Origin of the sequence: Lebetimonas sp. JS032, assembly GCF_000523315.1 — a bacterium.
In the GTDB taxonomy this organism is placed as follows: Bacteria; Campylobacterota; Campylobacteria; order Campylobacterales; family Nautiliaceae; genus Lebetimonas.
The window spans coordinates 84,486-101,356 of record NZ_ATHS01000001.1; the positions used below are offsets into that span (position 1 = coordinate 84,486).

A 16,871-nucleotide genomic window follows, 5' to 3' on the forward strand; every position below is an offset into this window, starting at 1 on the left:
TTATTTCCTTTTATCTACTATTCTTTTTGCTTTACCCATACTTCTTTCTATGCTTTTTGGCTCAACCAGATGAACAATGGCATTAATGTATAAATTATTCAAAAGTGCCTGTTGGAGTTCTTTTTTAATTTTTTCAAGTTTTGCAACATCATCAAACATAATACGCTCATCAACTTCAACCATCAATTCCAACTTATCCAAATAACCTTTTTTATCCACAACTATCTGATAATTTAAACTGACCCCTTCAGTATTTGCTATTACATGCTCAACCTGGGAAGGAAACACATTTACGCCGTTTACTATCAGCATATCGTCTGCCCTTCCCCTTACACTCTCCATCCTTACAAACGTTCTGCCGCATGCACAAGGAGTTCTATCAAGTCTTGTAATATCGCCTGTTCTGTATCTTATTATCGGAAGTGCATGTTTGGTAAGAGTGGTTAAAACAAGTTCGCCCTCTTCACCCTCAGGTAAGACTTCCCCTGTTTTCGGGTCTATTATTTCAGGATAAAAATGGTCTTCGTTTATATGAAGCCCTTCTCCCATGTTACAGCTGCAGCTGACCCCGGGCCCGATTATTTCACTGAGTCCGTAAACCTCGTAATAATCTATCCGCCACGCTTTTGCAACTTCTTCCCTAAGTCCTTTGCTTGTCGGTTCCGCTCCGAAAAAACCGGCTCTAAGCTTATAATTTTTCCTAAATTCAGGCCCCTCTTTTTTGGCCTCTTCTGCCAAATGCAAAGCAAAACTAGGAGTTGCGCAAAGAATTGTAGCCCCAAAATCACGCATTAACATTAACTGTCTTTGGGTAAATCCACCGCTTGCAGGCACTATTGCAGCCCCGATTTTTTGAGCCGCTTCGTGAAATCCGAGTCCGCCTGTAAAAAGCCCGTATCCGTAAGCGTTATGAACTATATCTTTACTTGCGACATCCGCCATATAATAACATCTTATCATCACTTCGTTCCATACATCCATATCATGAGCTGTATATCCCACAACAGTAGGTTTTCCGGTAGTTCCGGAAGATGAATGAATTCTCACAACCTCACTCATCGGCACAGTAAAAAGTCCGAACGGATAATTGTCCCTTAAATCCTGTTTTTTAGTAAATGGAAGTTTTTGTATATCTTCAAGTGATTTTATATCATCAGGAGTTATGTTTAATTCATCAAATTTTTTCTTATAAAAAGGGCTTAAATGATAAACCCTGCTTACCACTTCTTTTAATCTTTTAAGCTGAACTTTTTCGATCTCTTCCCTGCCTGCACTTTCTATTTTATTATAAATCATTTTATCTCCTTTAAATCTTTTTTTGTTTTATAAACAGTTCCTTTAAAAAAAGCAATAATTTTATCTTTATTAGTTATTTTAACTTCATATGTGCCCAAACGGTTACTCTCGGCAATAAGTTTTGCCTCGGCAATTAATTCATCACCTTCTTTTGCAGCATTTATAAAAGATATGCTCGTATCGATTGCCAGGGCAATTTTCCCAAAAGAGTTGCTTGCCACGGCAAACGCAAAATCAGCCAGTGTAAAAATAGCACCTCCGTGACAAACACCTGCCAGATTCAAATGAAATGTGGATACTTTCATTTTTGCCTTTGCATATCCGTATTTTACATCTATTAGTCCAATGCCTATATTTTTGCCAAATTCGGCATTTTCATTAAAATATAATTTAATTTTCTCCATAATTCATCGCTTTATCCAATATTTCAAAATTAGCTTTGGCAAATTTTGGATTAATATCTTTTATGGCTTCTTTTACCTCATCAGCGCTGAAAGGAAAATTTTTAACATTTTTTAATGCAACTCCCAGCATAAACACATTAAGCCCTTTAGCATCAAACAGACCAACTTCCACCAGTCTGTTTGCATCAACTATATATTCATTTGCTTCTATTTCAGGAAAATCAGGCGCATTTACAACCAAGTCCCCGCCTTTTTTTAAATATGTAAGATTTATAAGTGCTTCATCCCGATCAAGCCCGATTAATAAATCAGCCTGTCCGTAATCAATCAACGGGTTATAAAATTCGCCTATTTTAATATGAGAACTCACACTTCCGCCTCTCTGACTCATTCCGTGATTTTCCGTCCCTAAAAATTTATACCCTTTTTTAGCGGCACAAATACTGAGTACCTTTACTAAAAATACAACGCCCTGCCCGCCAAATCCTGCTAAAAGTATCTGATATTTCATTTATCTCTCCTTATGAAGGCATCCGTAGGACAAACCCCGCTGATACACACACCGCATCCAACACATAAAAGCGGGTCTATTTCTATTTTTCCCCTTTCATTATATGCCATTGGAGGACATACAAACTGGGTGGTGCATACATCACAAGCAACACATTTATCTTCATCCACTGTAGCAAAAATGCCTTTTAAGTTTTCTTTTGCTTTTTCTTTATCCAACACACAGAATTGTCTGCTAATTACAACCAAAGGGACTTCAACATTTTCAAATTTTTTCTTTACATCTTTAAAAAAGTTTATGGTTTTATTAATATCAGGCTCGTAAAAATACTCCATTACCTCAGCACCGCACCCCTCAGCAACTTTTTTCAAATCAACTTTCCCGGGGGCAGCCCTCTCGGGTGTAGCCTGTCTTCCCGTCATTGCAACGGTTGAATTATCCAAAATCACAAGTATAAATTTAGCTTTTTGATAAACTGCATTAATAAGAGGTGCAACACCTGAGTGAAAAAACGTTGAATCACCTATTGTTGCAATTACCGTTTTTTCTTTATCGGCAATACTGAAGCCGTGCGCCATTGATACACTGGCCCCCATACATAAAACCGTATCGATTGCTTTTTGATTGATTCCAAGCGTATAACACCCTATGTCTGAAGGATATATCGATTTTTTAGGCCGAAAGACTTTTTTTATTGCAAAAAAGATATCTCTGTGAGGACATCCGGGACACAAATTCGGTTTTCTATGCTTCACTTCAAAATTCTGGGTAAATACAGGTTTATAAATATTTTCCCCATTATATAAACCTACATTTTTTAAAGCCTTTAAAACTCTCTCTTTTGTCATCTCGTCAATTGAATGCACATCATTTGTCATTTTTCCGTAAACATTATGGCTTCTAATTTCTTCTTCAATTACCGGATAGGTCTCTTCAATTACCAATACTTTTTCATATTTTTTAATTAAATCTTTAAGCTGATTTAGCGGCAGAGGATAAGGCATTTCAATTTTTAATATATCGATATCTAAATTTAATTCATCAATTACCTCTTTTACATATCCAAAAGCCGCTCCGCTAGAGATGATTAAATTTTTTGTACCTTTGAGCTTATTGATTTTTGGTTTTATAAATACCTCATAATTATATTTTTTAATTTTTTCTAATTTTTCTTCCCTCTCATATGCCTGAGCCAGTCTTCCAGCCCTTGGGACTGCAGCCCATCTCGGTATATCCCTTTGGAAATTTCCTTCCTTCGCTTCAAATTTATGCTCTTTCAGTTCCACTATTTCCCTTGAATGTGAAACCCTCATTACGCTTCTTAGCATCACAGGTATTTGAAATTTTTTTGATAATTCACCTGCCTTTATGGTAAATTCATATGCTTCGGCAGGGGTTGCCGGATCGATAACGGGAATTCTTGCAAACCTAGCAAATTCACGGCTGTCCTGTTCTGTCTGGGATGAATGAAAGCCGGGGTCGTCCGCAACAATTAAAACAAACCCGCCAATATTGCCTATAAAACTTGCGCTCATTAAGGCATCACTTGCCACATTAAGCCCTACCTGTTTCATTGTGGCAGCACTGTTCAGTCCTGCTATTGCACCGGAAAAAGCCACTTCAAATCCCACTTTTTCATTAGTCGCCCACTTTGCATAAACAGGCAGATTTTTAGAAATTTTTTCAAAAGTCGTTAATATTTCACTCGAGGGGGTACCGGGATACCCGCTTAGAATTTGAGTATTGCTGTGCATTAGTCCATATGCAATTGCCTCATTACCCATTAATGTCTGTTTCATTTTTTCCCTTTTATTTATCAATTTTTATAATAATATCAAAAAAGTTTAAATATCAATTAATTTTATATTAAAATTTAAAAAAAAAGGAAAAAAATGAGCCATTTTGATATAGGCGTCTGCTCAGCTTTTTGGCTGACAATACTAAGTGCCCTGCTTTGTGTGATTTACGGTTTGATTAATTGGAACAAAGGTGATGAGGAAAGCAATGAAATGCTTCTAAAAAAATGGGCCGATGAAGAAAAAGAGCTTAACGAGGAGTTACTATGAGCTTTTGGGAAATTGCACTAATTATTCTTTATCTGTTCGCTTTGACATATCTTGGATGGATGGGATATTCAAAAACAAAAAATTCAACAGATTATCTTTTAGCGGGCCGTGAGGCACATCCGTTTGTAATGTCTCTTAGTTACGGTGCCACATTTATCTCAACTGCTGCAATTGTCGGATTCGGCGGAGTGGCGGCATGGCTTGGAAATTCGCTTTTGTGGCTTACTTTTTTAAATATTTTTGTCGGAATTTTTATTGCTTTTGTATTTATAGGAAACCCCACAAGAAAAATGGGCTTAAGGCTCGACGCCCACACTTTTCCTGAGTTTTTGGGCAAAAGATATGATTCAAAATTTATTCAGATTTTTGCCGCACTTATAATTTTATTTTTTATGCCGTTATATGCCACGGCTGTTCTAATCGGAGGTGTTCAGTTTATCAGTATCTATTTTCATGTGGATTATCACATAGCATTATTAATATTTTCACTGATAATCACTGCTTATGTTTTAGCCGGCGGGCTTAAAGGGGTTATGTATACCGATGCCCTTCAGGGTTCAATAATGTTTTTAGCTATGATTGTTTTAATAGTAATGGTGTTTTATTCACTGGGGGGAATAAACGAAGCATTCGCAAAACTTGATAACGTTTGGCAAATTACGGTAATAGACAAGCTTTCAAATACCGGTTTAAAAGATTTAGTTCCGGGAAGCGGCGATTTTATGATGAAATTATCTCAGATATGGGGATTTCAGGGCTGGAATAAAATGCCGTCATTTTTATCTCCTGGTTGGCTTTTTGTAATAACCACGATTACTCTTGGTGTCGGGATCGGAGTACTTGCCCAGCCACAGCTTATAGTGAGATTTATGACCGTAAAAAGCAAAAAAGAACTAAACAGGGCTGTATTAATAGGAGGGATTTTCATTTTGGCAATGACAGGTGTTATTTTTGTTGTGGGAAGTTTAAGCAATGCATGGTATTTTGAAAATTACGGAGGTAAAAACGCCCTTGAAGCGGCGGGGGCAATTGGAAAAGTAATCCCCCATTTTATAAATACGGCGATGCCGCACTGGTTTGGATTTATTTTCCTTTTTGCTCTTATCTCAGCAGCAATGTCCACTTTATCAAGTCAGTTTCACACAATGGGGACGGCTGTCGGCAGGGACATTTTTGAAACACTCGGGGCTGATAAAAACAAAACCACTTTATGGACAAAAATCGGAATTGTCATTGTTATTCTGTTTTCAGTATTTTTAGCTTTTAAATTTCAAAAGGCCCCGGCAATTATTGCGAGAAGTACGGCTATTTTCTTTGCGCTTTGTGCATCTGTATTTTTACCTTCTTTTATTTTTGGACTTTTTTCAAAAAGAATCACTAAAACAGCGGCAATTTCAAGTATGTTTGCCGGATTTTTTGTATCTTTATTCTGGCTGTTGTTTTGCCATTTCAAAGAAGCAAAAGCTTTGGGCATTGCCAAGGCGCTTTTTGGTGTAAATTCTATTTTGGGCCACAGCAAATGGGCTTTTGTAGATGCCATGGTTATCGCCCTTCCTCTTTCAACAATAACTTTGATAATAGTTACAATGATTACAAAACCTGACACAAAAACGATAAAAAAAGCTTTTGGCGTTAGAGGATAAAATCTTCCAGCTCTTCCTCTGTAATTTCACTCGGCATTCTTTTCATTAAAACAGAGGCGGCCAAAGATGTTGAAATTATAATTAATAACAGAGAAACATAAGTATTTACATCAATAATTTTAAATTCGAGTCCGAAAACACTCGCCACTATTCCAAATGTAAGTCTCATATTAAAAAAAAGCCCGGCAATTTTATAAACACTTTTTTTAAAAAACGGTTTTGTCGCAATTACGGTCGCCAGATATTTTGTGCCAAACGCTATAATTCCAAGTATTATACTCAAAAATAAAATCTTAAAATTAATAACGTCAAGTTTAATTGAATAACCCGCTTTAAAAAAGAAAAAAGGAGCCACGAATCCAAATATTATAGCCCTTAATTTTTTTTCTATCATTTCATGTTCTTTTAAAAATTCAGAAAAAAATATTCCCAGGGCAAACGCTAAAACAGCTTCGTTAATATGTATCTCTTTTGAGAGAAAACCGATTGAAATTAAAATTGCAATAATAAACCTTATAGGAAATTCTATATGATTGCCTGTGTATCTGGCAAATAATTTTTCACCGAATTTAGGCAAAACAAACATTACTATTAACAGTACGCCTAAAAAAATAATATTCTGATAATTTATTCCTTCAAACAAAAAGCTCAGTGAAAACATACTGATTATATCCACAATCATAGCCCCGGCCAGAAGCGTCTGACCGGAATTAAGATGAAGCATATTTTTATCTTTCAAAAGCGGATACACGAGTGCCAGAGAGGTGGTGGAAAGCGCTATGCTTATTAGCAAAGACGCTTTAAGGGAATAAAGTAAAATAAATTTGCTAATCAGAAATATTGAAACAAACGGCAATAAAAAAGAAGACACCCCTATAAAAACGGCTTTTATAAAATTTTTCTTAAGAAGTTTTAAATCGCTCTCAAGCCCCGCAAAAAACATAAGCCCCAAAAGTCCCACGTTTGCCAGAAATTCCGCCCATTTTAAATCGCTCATATGGAAAAAATTAGCGGCTATACTTCCCGCTATAATTTCAAAAATAGCGGGGGAAAAACTAATCTCAAGTGCAATAATTCCGGCAATTATTATTAATGCCACTACCACCAGACTCTCTATTTCAAGCTTCATTTTAACCTTTTTTAGTATAATTTTATCAAAAAGGAGAATATTGCAAAAAAAAATAAAAAATTTACCGCCTAAACCGGGAGTTTATCAGTATTTTGATAAAAACGGCAAACTGTTATATGTGGGAAAAGCAAAAAACCTGAAAAAAAGAGTAAAAAGCTATTTTAGATTTAATCCTTTCAGAGCGGCGGATAATTTAGCCCCGAGAATATATAAAATGATAAATGAGGCAAAAGAGCTTAATTATATAGTCGTGGAAAGTGAAAGTGACGCACTTATACTTGAAAATTCTTTAATTAAACAGTTAAAACCCAAATATAATATTCTTTTAAGGGATGATAAAACATATCCTTATATTTATGTGGATATGGATGAGCTTTTCCCGAGACTTGAAATAACAAGAAAAATAATAAAAGGCAAAAATATAAAATATTTCGGACCGTTCAGCAGCGGTGCGGGTGCGATTTTAAAAACAATATATGAAGAAATTCCCCTTGTTCAGTCAAAAAGCTGTTTGAAAAATAAAAAAGCATGCCTTTATCATCAGATAGGAAAATGTCTGGCGCCATGCGTTGGTAAGATTAACCCGGAAGAATATAAAAAATATATAAATAAAGCAATTGAACTAATCCATGACAAAGAAAAAATTCTAAATATTCTTTATAAAAAAATGGAAAAATTTGCAAAAAAATTACAGTTTGAAGAAGCGGCTGAAATCAGAGACAGAATAAAATCTATAGAAAATGCCGAAATTTATTCTAATGTAGATTTGGCAAAACTTGAAGATTTGGACATTTTTGTTGTAGAAACATTTAATAATAAGGCTGTAATAATCAGAATATTTGTAAGGGAGGGAAAAGTAGTCTCCGGCACTCACAATATAATAAATGCTCAAACTGAAATAGATAAAAATGAAACCTATAAAAGAGCTATTTTAGAATTTTATAACAGAGAAACTCCTTTTACATCCTCAAAAATTTTAGTGGGTGAAGATTTTGAGGAAAGAACTGCTTTAAGCAAATTTTTAAGTGAAAAATTCAAAAAAAAAATTTCAATAGTTACACCGACCACAAAAGAGAGAAAAAATTTAATAAATTTGGCTAAAATTAATGCAAATGAAATTATGAAAAACCAAAAAGAAAACAATATTCTATTTGAAATAAAAAAGCTGTTTAATTTACAAAACATACCATATAAAATAGAAGTATTCGACACTTCCCATATGCATGGAGAGGCAACAGTCGGGGCAATGGTGGTTTGGGAAAATGAAAAATTCAAAAAGTCTGAATACAGACACTATCATTTAGAAGGAAAAGACGAATATTCCCAAATGAGAGAGCTTTTAACAAGAAGGGCAAAAAGTTTTGATAAAACACCCCCGCCGGAGCTTTGGCTCATTGACGGGGGGCCTGCCCAGATAAATATAACAAAGGAAATAATTGACTCAACTGGTGCAAACATTGATATTTTAGGAATTGCAAAAGAAAAAATTGACGCTAAAGCTCACAGAGCCAAAGGCAAGGCAAAGGATACACTCTATTTTCAATGGAAAATGGAAAACGGAAAATGGAAAATTGATAAAATTAATTTAAACGAAAATGACAAAAGGCTTATGTTTTTGCAGAATTTAAGGGATGAAGCGCACAGATTCGCAATAGAATTTCACAGAATTACCAAAAGAAAAAATGACACACAGATTGAACTTTTAAACATCAAAGGCATAGGAAAAGCAAAAATGACAAAACTGATAAACTATTTTGGAACATTTGAAAATATTAAAAACGCATCTTTAAAAGATTTGGAAAAGGTTTTAAATAAAAAAGATGCATTGATTATATATAATTTTTATAAAGAAAAAAAATGAAAACAGTGGCAATTGGAGGTTTTGACGGAATGCACATCGCACATCAGAAAATTTTAAAAAAAGTGGATTTTTTTATTGTTATAGAAAAAGGAAGCTCAATCACACCGGGGTTTGACAGATGCGAATATACTAATTTAGGGTGTGAATTTATGTTTTTGGAAAAAATAAAACATTTAAAACCTGTTGAATTTATAAAAATATTAAAAAAAATGAATGTAAAAAAAATTGTGGTTGGTGATGATTTTAAATTCGGCAAAAACAGAAGTGGAGATATTAATTTATTAAAAAAATATTTTGAAGTTGAGGTAATAAAAGAGATTAAAATAGAAGAAATCGGGGTGCATGCCCATATCATCAGAAACTTTATAAAAAACGATATAAAAAAAGCAAATAAATTTTTAGGAAGAAGTTATAAAATCAAAGGAACACCAATAAAAGGTCAGGGGCTTGGAAAAAAAGAGTTGGTCCCAACAATTAATATAGAACTCTTTAAGCCGTATGTAATTCCTAAAGAAGGGGTTTACATAACCAAAACAAATAATTTTCAATCGCTTACTTTTATTGGAAAGCGCTCAACCGATGGAAATTTTTCAATTGAGACGCACATAATAAGTGACAATGTAAAAATGGTGAGTAGTGAAAATGGATTTATAGAAATTGAATTTATTGATTTTTTAAGGGAAAACAAAAAATTTGATACTTTATCTGATTTAAAAAGACAGATTTTAGAAGATATTGAAAATTTAAACGGCAGCTATTGCCAATGAAGTAGCAATAAGCAAAAATGTTGCTATTAACACCAAAATATCTACTTTCATTTTCACCTCCTTTGTTATTTTGCAATAAAAGGATAACAAGGTAAAATTACAAAAAGATAACAAAGGGCAAAATTGGCACTAATAGATTTATTAAATATAAGCAAAAAATTTGAAGCTCAAAAAATATTATGCAATATAGAATTTCATCTTGACGAGGGCGAAAGAGTAGCGCTTATAGGTAAAAACGGAAGCGGTAAATCTACTCTTATGAAAATAATTGACGCCACTGTAGAAGCCGATGAGGGAGAAATAATTACAAAAAACGGCATAAAAATAAAAAGATTAAAACAAACCCCAACATTTCCCACAGGTCTTAGTGTGAGAGAGGCCATCGAAAATGAACTTACCGAATTCAAAGAAGCTTATCAAAAATACATGCATTTTGCGCAAGCATTTGCAAAAAACCCGGATAACCCTCAAATTCAAATGGAAATGGACAAAATTTCAAAATTCCTTGATTTCCACAATGCATGGAATTTGGATGACAGGATTGAGCGAATTTTACAGGAATTTGATTTAAAAAAATATGAATTTAAAGATATATCACTTCTCAGCGGGGGCGAACAGAGGAGAGTGGCGCTTGCAAGTCTTTTGCTTCAAAAACCGGATGTTTTGCTTTTGGATGAACCGACCAACCATCTTGATGTGTATATGACTGAATTTTTGGAAGAAATGCTTCTTAAAGAAAAATATACCTTTTTAGTGGTAAGCCACGACAGATATTTTATAGACAGAGTCGCCACAAGGGTAATAGAACTTGAAAACTGCCGCCTCAGAAGTTTCAAAGGCGGATATGCAAGTTATTTAAAACAAAAAGAGGAACTTCTAAAAGCAAAAGAAAAAGAATTTGAAAACGAAATAAGACTTCTTAAAAGAGAAGAGGAATGGCTGAGCAGAGGCGTTAAAGCCAGACTTAAAAGAAACGAAGGGAGAAAAAAAAGGGTATTGGAACTTAAAGAGAAAGTAAAATATGACAAAATGGAAATAAGACAGATTGAAATGCAGCTAAAGCGGGAACTTTTGGCAAAAGAAGAAGACAAAATCAATAAAAAAAAGGTTATGTTCGAAATTGAAAATTTAAGCAAAAGCCTTGGAAATAAATTATTAATAAAAGATTTTGGCACAAGAATTTTACAAAAAGACAAAATTGCAATAGTCGGTAAAAACGGGAGCGGAAAATCTACGTTTTTAAAGCTTCTAACAAAAGAGGAAACACCCGATGAGGGAATAATAAAAATCGGGGAAAATATAAAAATAGGTTATCTGGACCAGAGAAAATCAATGCTTAACGACAGCAAAGATTTAATAGAAACTTTTTGCCCGAAAGGAGGAGACAGGGTAAATGTCAGAGGCAGAAATATGCATGTTTACGGATATTTAAGAGAATTTTTATTCCCGCCCGAATATCTAACAAAAAAAATAGGTGTTCTAAGCGGGGGTGAAAAAACAAGAGTTGCACTTGCACTTCTTTTTACCAAAGATTTTAATGTATTGATTTTAGACGAACCGACAAACGATTTGGATATTCCGACTATTAATATTTTGGAAGAATATCTGATGGATTATGAAGGAAGTGTAATTTTTGTAAGCCATGACAGATATTTTGTGGATAAAATTGCAAAAAAGCTGTTTATTTTCAAAGGAAACGGTATTGTGGAAGAGAGTTTCATACCTTATACGGATTTTCTCGAAATTGAAAAAGAGCTAAAATTAATCGAAAACGAAAAATTAAAAATAGAAAATGAAAAAAAAGAAAAGCCAAAAAGAAAACAGACAAAACTTTCTTACAAAGAACAGCGTGAGCTTGAAGAACTGCCTGTACTTTTAGAAGAGCTTGAAGCAAGCATTGCGGAAATTGAAGAATGTTTAAGCAATCCTGATTGTTATAATGAAAAAGGTCTTGTTAACCTAACCGGGGAATTGGAAGAGATTAAAAAACTTTATGATGAAAAAGTGGAAAGATATCTTGAACTCGAAGAAAAAAAAGAATCCCTTATACAAGGATAAAAAATGGATACAAAAAAAACTATCAAAAATTCTTATATTTTTCTTAAACATTTAAAAGAAGATATTTTGGATGAAATTACACTATATGCCGCAGCTATGAGTTTTTATACAATTTTTTCTCTTGTCCCTATTCTTCTTATCATTCTTTCTTTTATAGCAGGCTCTCCATTTTTTTCGGATATATATGATAAATTGGAAGGTTTTATATCTTCAAACCTGCTTCCTACAAATAAAGAAATAATCTCATCTTATCTTCAAAATTTTTTAACAAATTCATCCAAAATGGGAATAATCGGAGGTATTTATATAGTGGTAACATCCATTCTGTTTTTTAACAACTTCGAGGAAATAGTCTCAAAAATTTTTAAACAGAACAAAAAGAATATCTGGGAGAGAATAAAACTTTACTGGACAATGATTACGCTTTTTCCGATTCTTTTCGGAGTTGCTATGTATCTGTCTATAAAATTTCAGTTTTTTCTTGACAAATCCACTTTAACCTCATGGATAAAATTAGGGAAAATTCTTCCTTTTTTACTTATATGGATAACATTTTTTTTATCATATAAAATAGTTTTAATAAACGAAAAAACAACATCAACGCTAATTTCCTCATTTATTGTAACAATCGCCTTTTTTACAGCTAAAAACACATTTATTTATTATGTGTTAATCAATAAAACATATACATCTATTTACGGCTCCATTGCCACTTTAATGTTTGTGTTTTTATGGATTTATATTAACTGGATAATCTATATAGGCGGAATTTACTTAATTAAATATTTAGATATAATTACAGAAAAAAAGGAGAAATTATGGATATTTCAAAAATTAAACCAACCGAAGATGAAGCAGTAAATGCTGTTATAGAAATTCCACAAAGAAGCAATATAAAATATGAAATAGATAAAGTTAGCGGTGCCGTATGTTTAGACAGAATTCTTTACGGAAGCCAGTTTTATCCTGCAAATTACGGATTTATTCCCAATACTCTTGCAGATGACGGTGACCCGATTGATATATTGGTTCTCTCAACCGAAAGCGTTGTTCCGGGATGCGTTATTAAATCAAAGGTAATCGGTGTTTTAATAATGGAAGACGAAAACGGGCAGGATGAAAAAATAGTAGCCGTTCCTGTTACTAAACTGGACCCTCAAATGGCAAAAATTAATTCTTTGGAAGATTTGCCTGAAATTAAACTAAATCAAATCAAACATTTTTTTGAAACATATAAAGACCTTGAGCCTGGCAAATGGGTTAAAGTTACAGGCTTTGAAGGAAAAGAAAAAGCGATGGAGCTTATAAATAAAGCTATCCAAAACTATAACAAATAAACTCTTTTTCTCTTTTTTTGTTACCAATCTTCACAATATTTAATTGACTTGTCTATTCTTTTTTTTATTTTAACATCATTGATTTATATTTGCATTACAATAAATAAAAAAAGGAGTTTCAATGACAAGTGAAATTTATTATCCTCATAAAGAATTATTCAAAAACCCTGTTTTTAAAAGTATGGATGATTATAGAGAAATGGTGGAAAAATTTGAAAAAGATTTCGAAGGGACATGGGCAAAACTTGCAAAAGAAAAAATTACATGGTTTAAAGAGTTTGAACAGGTTCTGGATGAAAGCAACGCACCTTTTTACAAATGGTTTGTCGGAGGAAAATTAAATGTTACTTTTCAGTGCATAGACAGACACCTTGAAGATAAAAAAAACAAAGCCGCTATTATCTGGGAAGGCGACAACGGAGAAAATAAAACAATCACATATCTTCAGCTTTATAAAGAAGTTAATAAATTTGCTAATCTGTTAAAAAATTTCGGTGTTCAAAAAGGGGACAGGGTCGTAATTTATATGCCTATGATTCCGGAAGCCGCATATGCAATGCTTGCGTGTGCAAGAATAGGAGCAATTCACAGCGTAGTGTTCGGAGGATTTTCCGCAGAGGCATTGAAAGACAGAATCATAGATGCAAATGCCAAAATAGTGATAACAGCCGACGGGGCATTTAGAAAAGGGGCTCCTTATATGTTAAAACCTACCGTTGACAAAGCTCTTGAAGGAATAGATTTTGTAGAAAAAGTAATTGTAGTGGAAAGAAACAATGAAGATATAGATTGGATAGAGGGAAGAGATGTAAGCTATAATGAACTTATTCAAAATCAATCAAGCAAATGCGATCCGGAAGTGATGGACAGCGAAGATCCGTTGTTTTTACTTTATACATCAGGCTCAACTGGTAAACCGAAAGGTGTACAACACTCCCAGGCCGGATATATCCTCCACTCACAGCTTACAATGGAATGGGTATTTGACATCAAAGATAACGACACTTTCTGGTGTACAGCCGATATAGGATGGATTACAGGTCATACATACATAGTTTACGGACCTCTTGCGGCCGGGGCAACAACGGTTATGTTTGAGGGGGTTGCCACTTATCCGGATGCGGGAAGAGCCTGGAAAATGGTAGAAAATTATAAAATCAACCAATTTTACACAGCCCCTACGGCAATAAGACTTCTCCACAAAATCGGTGCGGATGAACCAAAAAAATACGATTTAAGCTCTCTTAGAATATTAGGAACCGTGGGAGAACCGATAGACCCTGCTGCATGGAAATGGTATTATGAAGTAGTAGGAAATAATAGATGTTCAATTGTTGATACATGGTGGCAGACGGAAACAGGAGGTCATATGATTTCCCCTCTTCCTGCGGCAACACCTATTAAACCGGGAAGTGCAACATTTCCTCTTCCTGGAATTTTTGCCGAAATTATAGATGAAAACGGTAATAAAATGCCTGAAAACGAAAAAGGTCTTTTATGTATAACCAAACCGTGGCCAAGTATGATAAGAACTATCTGGGGCGATCCTGAGAGATTTGTAAAAAGTTATTTCTCCACTGCCAAAAAGAACGGAAAAGCTGTATATTTCTCCGGAGACGGTGCAATTTATGATAAAGACGGTTATATCTGGATTACAGGAAGGGTGGACGATGTTATCAATGTCTCAGGACACAGACTCGGAACCGCAGAAATAGAAGATGCCGTTAAATTCCATCCTGAAGTTGCCGAAGTTGCGGTTGTAGGAAAACCCGACGAAATAAAAGGTGAAAGTGTATTCGCATATATTGTACTTAAAAATCCTGAAAATATTGCAGAAGAGCTTGAATTCATTAAAGAAGTAAATGAAATTATCAAAAGAGAAATCGGAGCAATTGCAACAGTTGACAATTTTGCATTTGTTCCGGGACTTCCAAAAACAAGAAGCGGTAAAGTTATGAGAAGAATACTCAGAGCCATTGCAAAAGGCGAAGAAATTACGCAGGATACTTCAACTCTTGAAAATCCTCAGGTTGTTGAAGAAATTATCGCAATAGTTAACACCTGCGAACTTTAATTAGCAGGTTTTCCTGCTTTCTCAGCAATAATCATGGCAACCTGTGAAAAATTAAACAATTTAACTTTTTCAACCTCAAAACCTGCTTTTTTTAATAAATCACTCAGTTCATTTACCGTATAAAAATTTTCAATGGATTTAGGCAGGTATTCATACGCCTCTTTGTTTTTAGTAATAATTCCCCCTATTTTAGGTAAAAATTTATTTGTATAAAAATCTATACATTTTCTAAATTTTTTTTCTTTATCCGATTTTACAAATTCCAAAATTAAAAGTTTGCCGTTTTCTTTTAAAATTCTGTTAAATTCTCTCAGGGCTTTTTCAATTTCAAGCACATTTCTTATACCAAAAGAAATGGAAATAACGTCAACGGAACTGTTTTCACAGGGAACATCGGTTGCATATGAGTTATAAAAATTAATTTCCGGAAACCTTTTTTTCGCTACTTCAAGCATTCCTTTGCTTGGGTCCAAACCGCATATTTTCAGTTTTTTATTTTTAATCGTATTTTTCCATATATCAATCATATCGCCCGTACCGCAGGCAACATCCAGTATTTTTAAATTTTTTTTGTCAATTTTACTAACAGCTTCCTTTACCGCTTCTTTTCTCCATTTTTTATCAATCCCCAAACTTAATATTCTGTTTGCAACATCATATTTGGGAGCGATGGAATCAAACATTTCAACTATTTTTTTCTGCACAATTTCTCCTTAACAAATTCTCGGCAGCAGTTCACCTTTTGGAAGTTCAATATATCTGCTTGAACCCCATGGTGATTTTAATACAACTTTATTTCCCTGTGTTACTTTTCCTATAACAGAAGCGTTCGGATTAAATTTTTTTAATATTTCCTCGGCTTTTTCGGCATCTTTTTCACTTACGGCTACAATAAAGGTTCCTTCATTTGCCAAATCCATAGGTTCAAATCCAAAAATTTCACAAAGACCCGCAACATCATTACTGACAGGGATTTTTTCCTCATTTATTTCAATACCAATGTTACTTGCATTTGCCCATTCGTTCAAAACAGCGCTTAATCCGCCTCTTGTTGCATCACGCAAAGCTTTTATATCTATACCTTCATTTATAAGAGATTCTATTTCATTCCATAATATTTTACAGTCGGTTTTTGCTTCGGTATCCACACCGTATCTGTGGGCCATAATGATACTGCCGTGTTTTCCAATATCTCTGCTAACCAATACAATATCTCCGGGTGTAAGATTATGGGCTGAAATATTTTCTTTTTGTATATGCCCCACTCCGCTGGTGTTTATAAAAATTTTATCAACACTTCCGGCAGGAACGACTTTTGTATCACCGCAGACTATTTTCGCCCCTATTTTGTTCAACTCTTCACTCATTGTTTTAACAATTTTTTCGAGTGTTTCAAAATCTAAACCTTCTTCTATCATAAAACCGCAGCTTAAATATTCAGGTTTCGCACCCATCATAGCCAAGTCGTTACAGGTTCCGGCAACTGCAAGTTTTCCTATATTTCCTCCGTTAAAAAAAAGAGGGCTGACGGTAAAAGAATCTGTCGTAAAAGCTATTTTTCCGTCTGCATTTAAAACAGCGGCGTCTTCGGCGCTTGTCAGAATATCGTTATTGAAATATTTATAAAAAAGTTCATTTATGAGTTTATTGGTTTCTTCTCCTCCTCCGCCGTATGCAAGAGTTATTTTATTCATTTTTATCTCCTTTATACTAATATTACAACTC

The 16,871-nt window shown here is 34.2% G+C and carries 15 protein-coding genes; 8 read left to right on the forward strand and 7 right to left on the reverse strand.

Features of this window, described 5'->3' with window-relative positions:
• Genes DZ65_RS0100435 through DZ65_RS0100450 form a run of 4 tightly spaced genes read right to left on the reverse strand, consistent with a single transcriptional unit; the run spans position 1 to position 4,010 of the window.
• Complete coding sequence (locus tag DZ65_RS0100435; protein WP_024790479.1) at positions 1-1,296, reverse strand: phenylacetate--CoA ligase family protein; 1,296 nt, start codon at positions 1,294-1,296, stop codon at positions 1-3.
• Positions 1,293-1,700, reverse strand: a complete 408-nt coding sequence (locus DZ65_RS0100440) for a PaaI family thioesterase (protein WP_024786745.1) — start codon at positions 1,698-1,700, stop codon at positions 1,293-1,295. The genes DZ65_RS0100435 and DZ65_RS0100440 overlap by 4 nt, the downstream gene beginning before the upstream one ends.
• Positions 1,687-2,211 carry a 2-oxoacid:acceptor oxidoreductase family protein gene (locus DZ65_RS0100445; protein ID WP_024786746.1) on the reverse strand — a complete coding sequence of 175 codons (525 nt, stop codon included), beginning with the start codon at positions 2,209-2,211 and terminating at the stop codon, positions 1,687-1,689. The genes DZ65_RS0100440 and DZ65_RS0100445 overlap by 14 nt, the downstream gene beginning before the upstream one ends.
• Positions 2,208-4,010 carry a thiamine pyrophosphate-dependent enzyme gene (locus DZ65_RS0100450; RefSeq protein ID WP_024786747.1) on the reverse strand — a complete coding sequence of 601 codons (1,803 nt, stop codon included), beginning with the start codon at positions 4,008-4,010 and terminating at the stop codon, positions 2,208-2,210. Before DZ65_RS0100450 ends, DZ65_RS0100445 begins: the two co-directional genes overlap by 4 nt.
• A 93-nt stretch (positions 4,011-4,103) precedes the next feature.
• On the opposite strand from DZ65_RS0100450, the gene DZ65_RS10805 reads away from it, so the two are divergent.
• Both DZ65_RS10805 and DZ65_RS0100460 read left to right on the forward strand, forming a co-directional pair.
• Entirely contained in the window at positions 4,104-4,277 is a 174-nt protein-coding gene (locus DZ65_RS10805; RefSeq protein WP_173391317.1) for a symporter small accessory protein, read from the forward strand.
• Positions 4,274-5,920 carry a sodium:solute symporter gene (locus DZ65_RS0100460; RefSeq protein WP_024790480.1) on the forward strand — a complete coding sequence of 549 codons (1,647 nt, stop codon included), beginning with the start codon at positions 4,274-4,276 and terminating at the stop codon, positions 5,918-5,920. The genes DZ65_RS10805 and DZ65_RS0100460 overlap by 4 nt, the downstream gene beginning before the upstream one ends.
• On the opposite strand, the gene DZ65_RS09640 is transcribed toward DZ65_RS0100460, so the two are convergent.
• Positions 5,910-7,049, reverse strand: a complete 1,140-nt coding sequence (locus tag DZ65_RS09640) for a cation:proton antiporter (protein ID WP_024786749.1) — start codon at positions 7,047-7,049, stop codon at positions 5,910-5,912. The genes DZ65_RS0100460 and DZ65_RS09640 overlap by 11 nt on opposite strands.
• A 40-nt stretch (positions 7,050-7,089) precedes the next feature.
• Here DZ65_RS09640 and uvrC point away from each other — a divergent pair, with 40 nt between their 5' ends.
• The 6 genes from uvrC (at position 7,090) to acs (ending at position 15,146) form a co-directional block, all read left to right on the forward strand.
• Positions 7,090-8,910 carry an excinuclease ABC subunit UvrC gene (gene uvrC / locus DZ65_RS0100470; RefSeq protein WP_024791098.1) on the forward strand — a complete coding sequence of 607 codons (1,821 nt, stop codon included), beginning with the start codon at positions 7,090-7,092 and terminating at the stop codon, positions 8,908-8,910.
• Positions 8,907-9,677: a bifunctional riboflavin kinase/FAD synthetase gene (locus DZ65_RS0100475; RefSeq protein ID WP_024789002.1), complete on the forward strand. Its 771-nt coding sequence runs from the start codon at positions 8,907-8,909 to the stop codon at positions 9,675-9,677. Before uvrC ends, DZ65_RS0100475 begins: the two co-directional genes overlap by 4 nt.
• Positions 9,678-9,800: 123 nt before the next feature.
• Positions 9,801-11,735 (forward strand): ribosomal protection-like ABC-F family protein, encoded by a 1,935-nt coding sequence (gene abc-f / locus DZ65_RS0100480; protein WP_024790482.1) that lies wholly within the window; start codon positions 9,801-9,803, stop codon positions 11,733-11,735.
• 3 nt (positions 11,736-11,738) lie between these two features.
• On the forward strand, positions 11,739-12,596 hold the full coding sequence (locus DZ65_RS0100485) for a YihY family inner membrane protein (RefSeq protein ID WP_024786753.1): 858 nt from the start codon (positions 11,739-11,741) through the stop codon (positions 12,594-12,596).
• A complete protein-coding gene (gene ppa, locus DZ65_RS0100490) occupies positions 12,554-13,072 on the forward strand; it encodes an inorganic diphosphatase (protein ID WP_024786754.1) in 519 nt (172 codons plus the stop codon). Before DZ65_RS0100485 ends, ppa begins: the two co-directional genes overlap by 43 nt.
• Positions 13,073-13,193: 121 nt before the next feature.
• Entirely contained in the window at positions 13,194-15,146 is a 1,953-nt protein-coding gene (gene acs, locus DZ65_RS0100495; RefSeq protein ID WP_024786755.1) for an acetate--CoA ligase, read from the forward strand.
• Here acs and ubiE read toward each other — a convergent pair.
• Both ubiE and hypE read right to left on the reverse strand, forming a co-directional pair.
• The gene (ubiE, locus tag DZ65_RS0100500; protein ID WP_369792203.1) at positions 15,143-15,853 is read right to left on the reverse strand and encodes a bifunctional demethylmenaquinone methyltransferase/2-methoxy-6-polyprenyl-1,4-benzoquinol methylase UbiE; all 711 of its coding nucleotides are present in this window, start codon (positions 15,851-15,853) and stop codon (positions 15,143-15,145) included. The genes acs and ubiE overlap by 4 nt on opposite strands.
• Positions 15,854-15,859: 6 nt before the next feature.
• A complete protein-coding gene (gene hypE, locus DZ65_RS0100505) occupies positions 15,860-16,840 on the reverse strand; it encodes a hydrogenase expression/formation protein HypE (protein ID WP_024786757.1) in 981 nt (326 codons plus the stop codon).
• Positions 16,841-16,871 lie beyond the last annotated feature (31 nt).

Excerpts from the sequence above, each read along its gene's own strand:
- DZ65_RS0100435 (WP_024790479.1), bottom strand. The coding sequence starts at position 1,296 with ATGATTTATAATAAAATAGAAAGTGCAGGCAGGGAAGAGATCGAAAAA.
- DZ65_RS0100440 (WP_024786745.1), bottom strand. The coding sequence starts at position 1,700 with ATGGAGAAAATTAAATTATATTTTAATGAAAATGCCGAATTTGGCAAA.
- DZ65_RS0100445 (WP_024786746.1), bottom strand. The coding sequence starts at position 2,211 with ATGAAATATCAGATACTTTTAGCAGGATTTGGCGGGCAGGGCGTTGTA.
- DZ65_RS0100450 (WP_024786747.1), bottom strand. The coding sequence starts at position 4,010 with ATGAAACAGACATTAATGGGTAATGAGGCAATTGCATATGGACTAATG.
- DZ65_RS10805 (WP_173391317.1), top strand. The coding sequence starts at position 4,104 with ATGAGCCATTTTGATATAGGCGTCTGCTCAGCTTTTTGGCTGACAATA.
- DZ65_RS0100460 (WP_024790480.1), top strand. The coding sequence starts at position 4,274 with ATGAGCTTTTGGGAAATTGCACTAATTATTCTTTATCTGTTCGCTTTG.
- DZ65_RS09640 (WP_024786749.1), bottom strand. The coding sequence starts at position 7,049 with ATGAAGCTTGAAATAGAGAGTCTGGTGGTAGTGGCATTAATAATAATT.
- DZ65_RS0100475 (WP_024789002.1), top strand. The coding sequence starts at position 8,907 with ATGAAAACAGTGGCAATTGGAGGTTTTGACGGAATGCACATCGCACAT.
- DZ65_RS0100485 (WP_024786753.1), top strand. The coding sequence starts at position 11,739 with ATGGATACAAAAAAAACTATCAAAAATTCTTATATTTTTCTTAAACAT.
- ppa (WP_024786754.1), top strand. The coding sequence starts at position 12,554 with ATGGATATTTCAAAAATTAAACCAACCGAAGATGAAGCAGTAAATGCT.
- acs (WP_024786755.1), top strand. The coding sequence starts at position 13,194 with ATGACAAGTGAAATTTATTATCCTCATAAAGAATTATTCAAAAACCCT.
- hypE (WP_024786757.1), bottom strand. The coding sequence starts at position 16,840 with ATGAATAAAATAACTCTTGCATACGGCGGAGGAGGAGAAGAAACCAAT.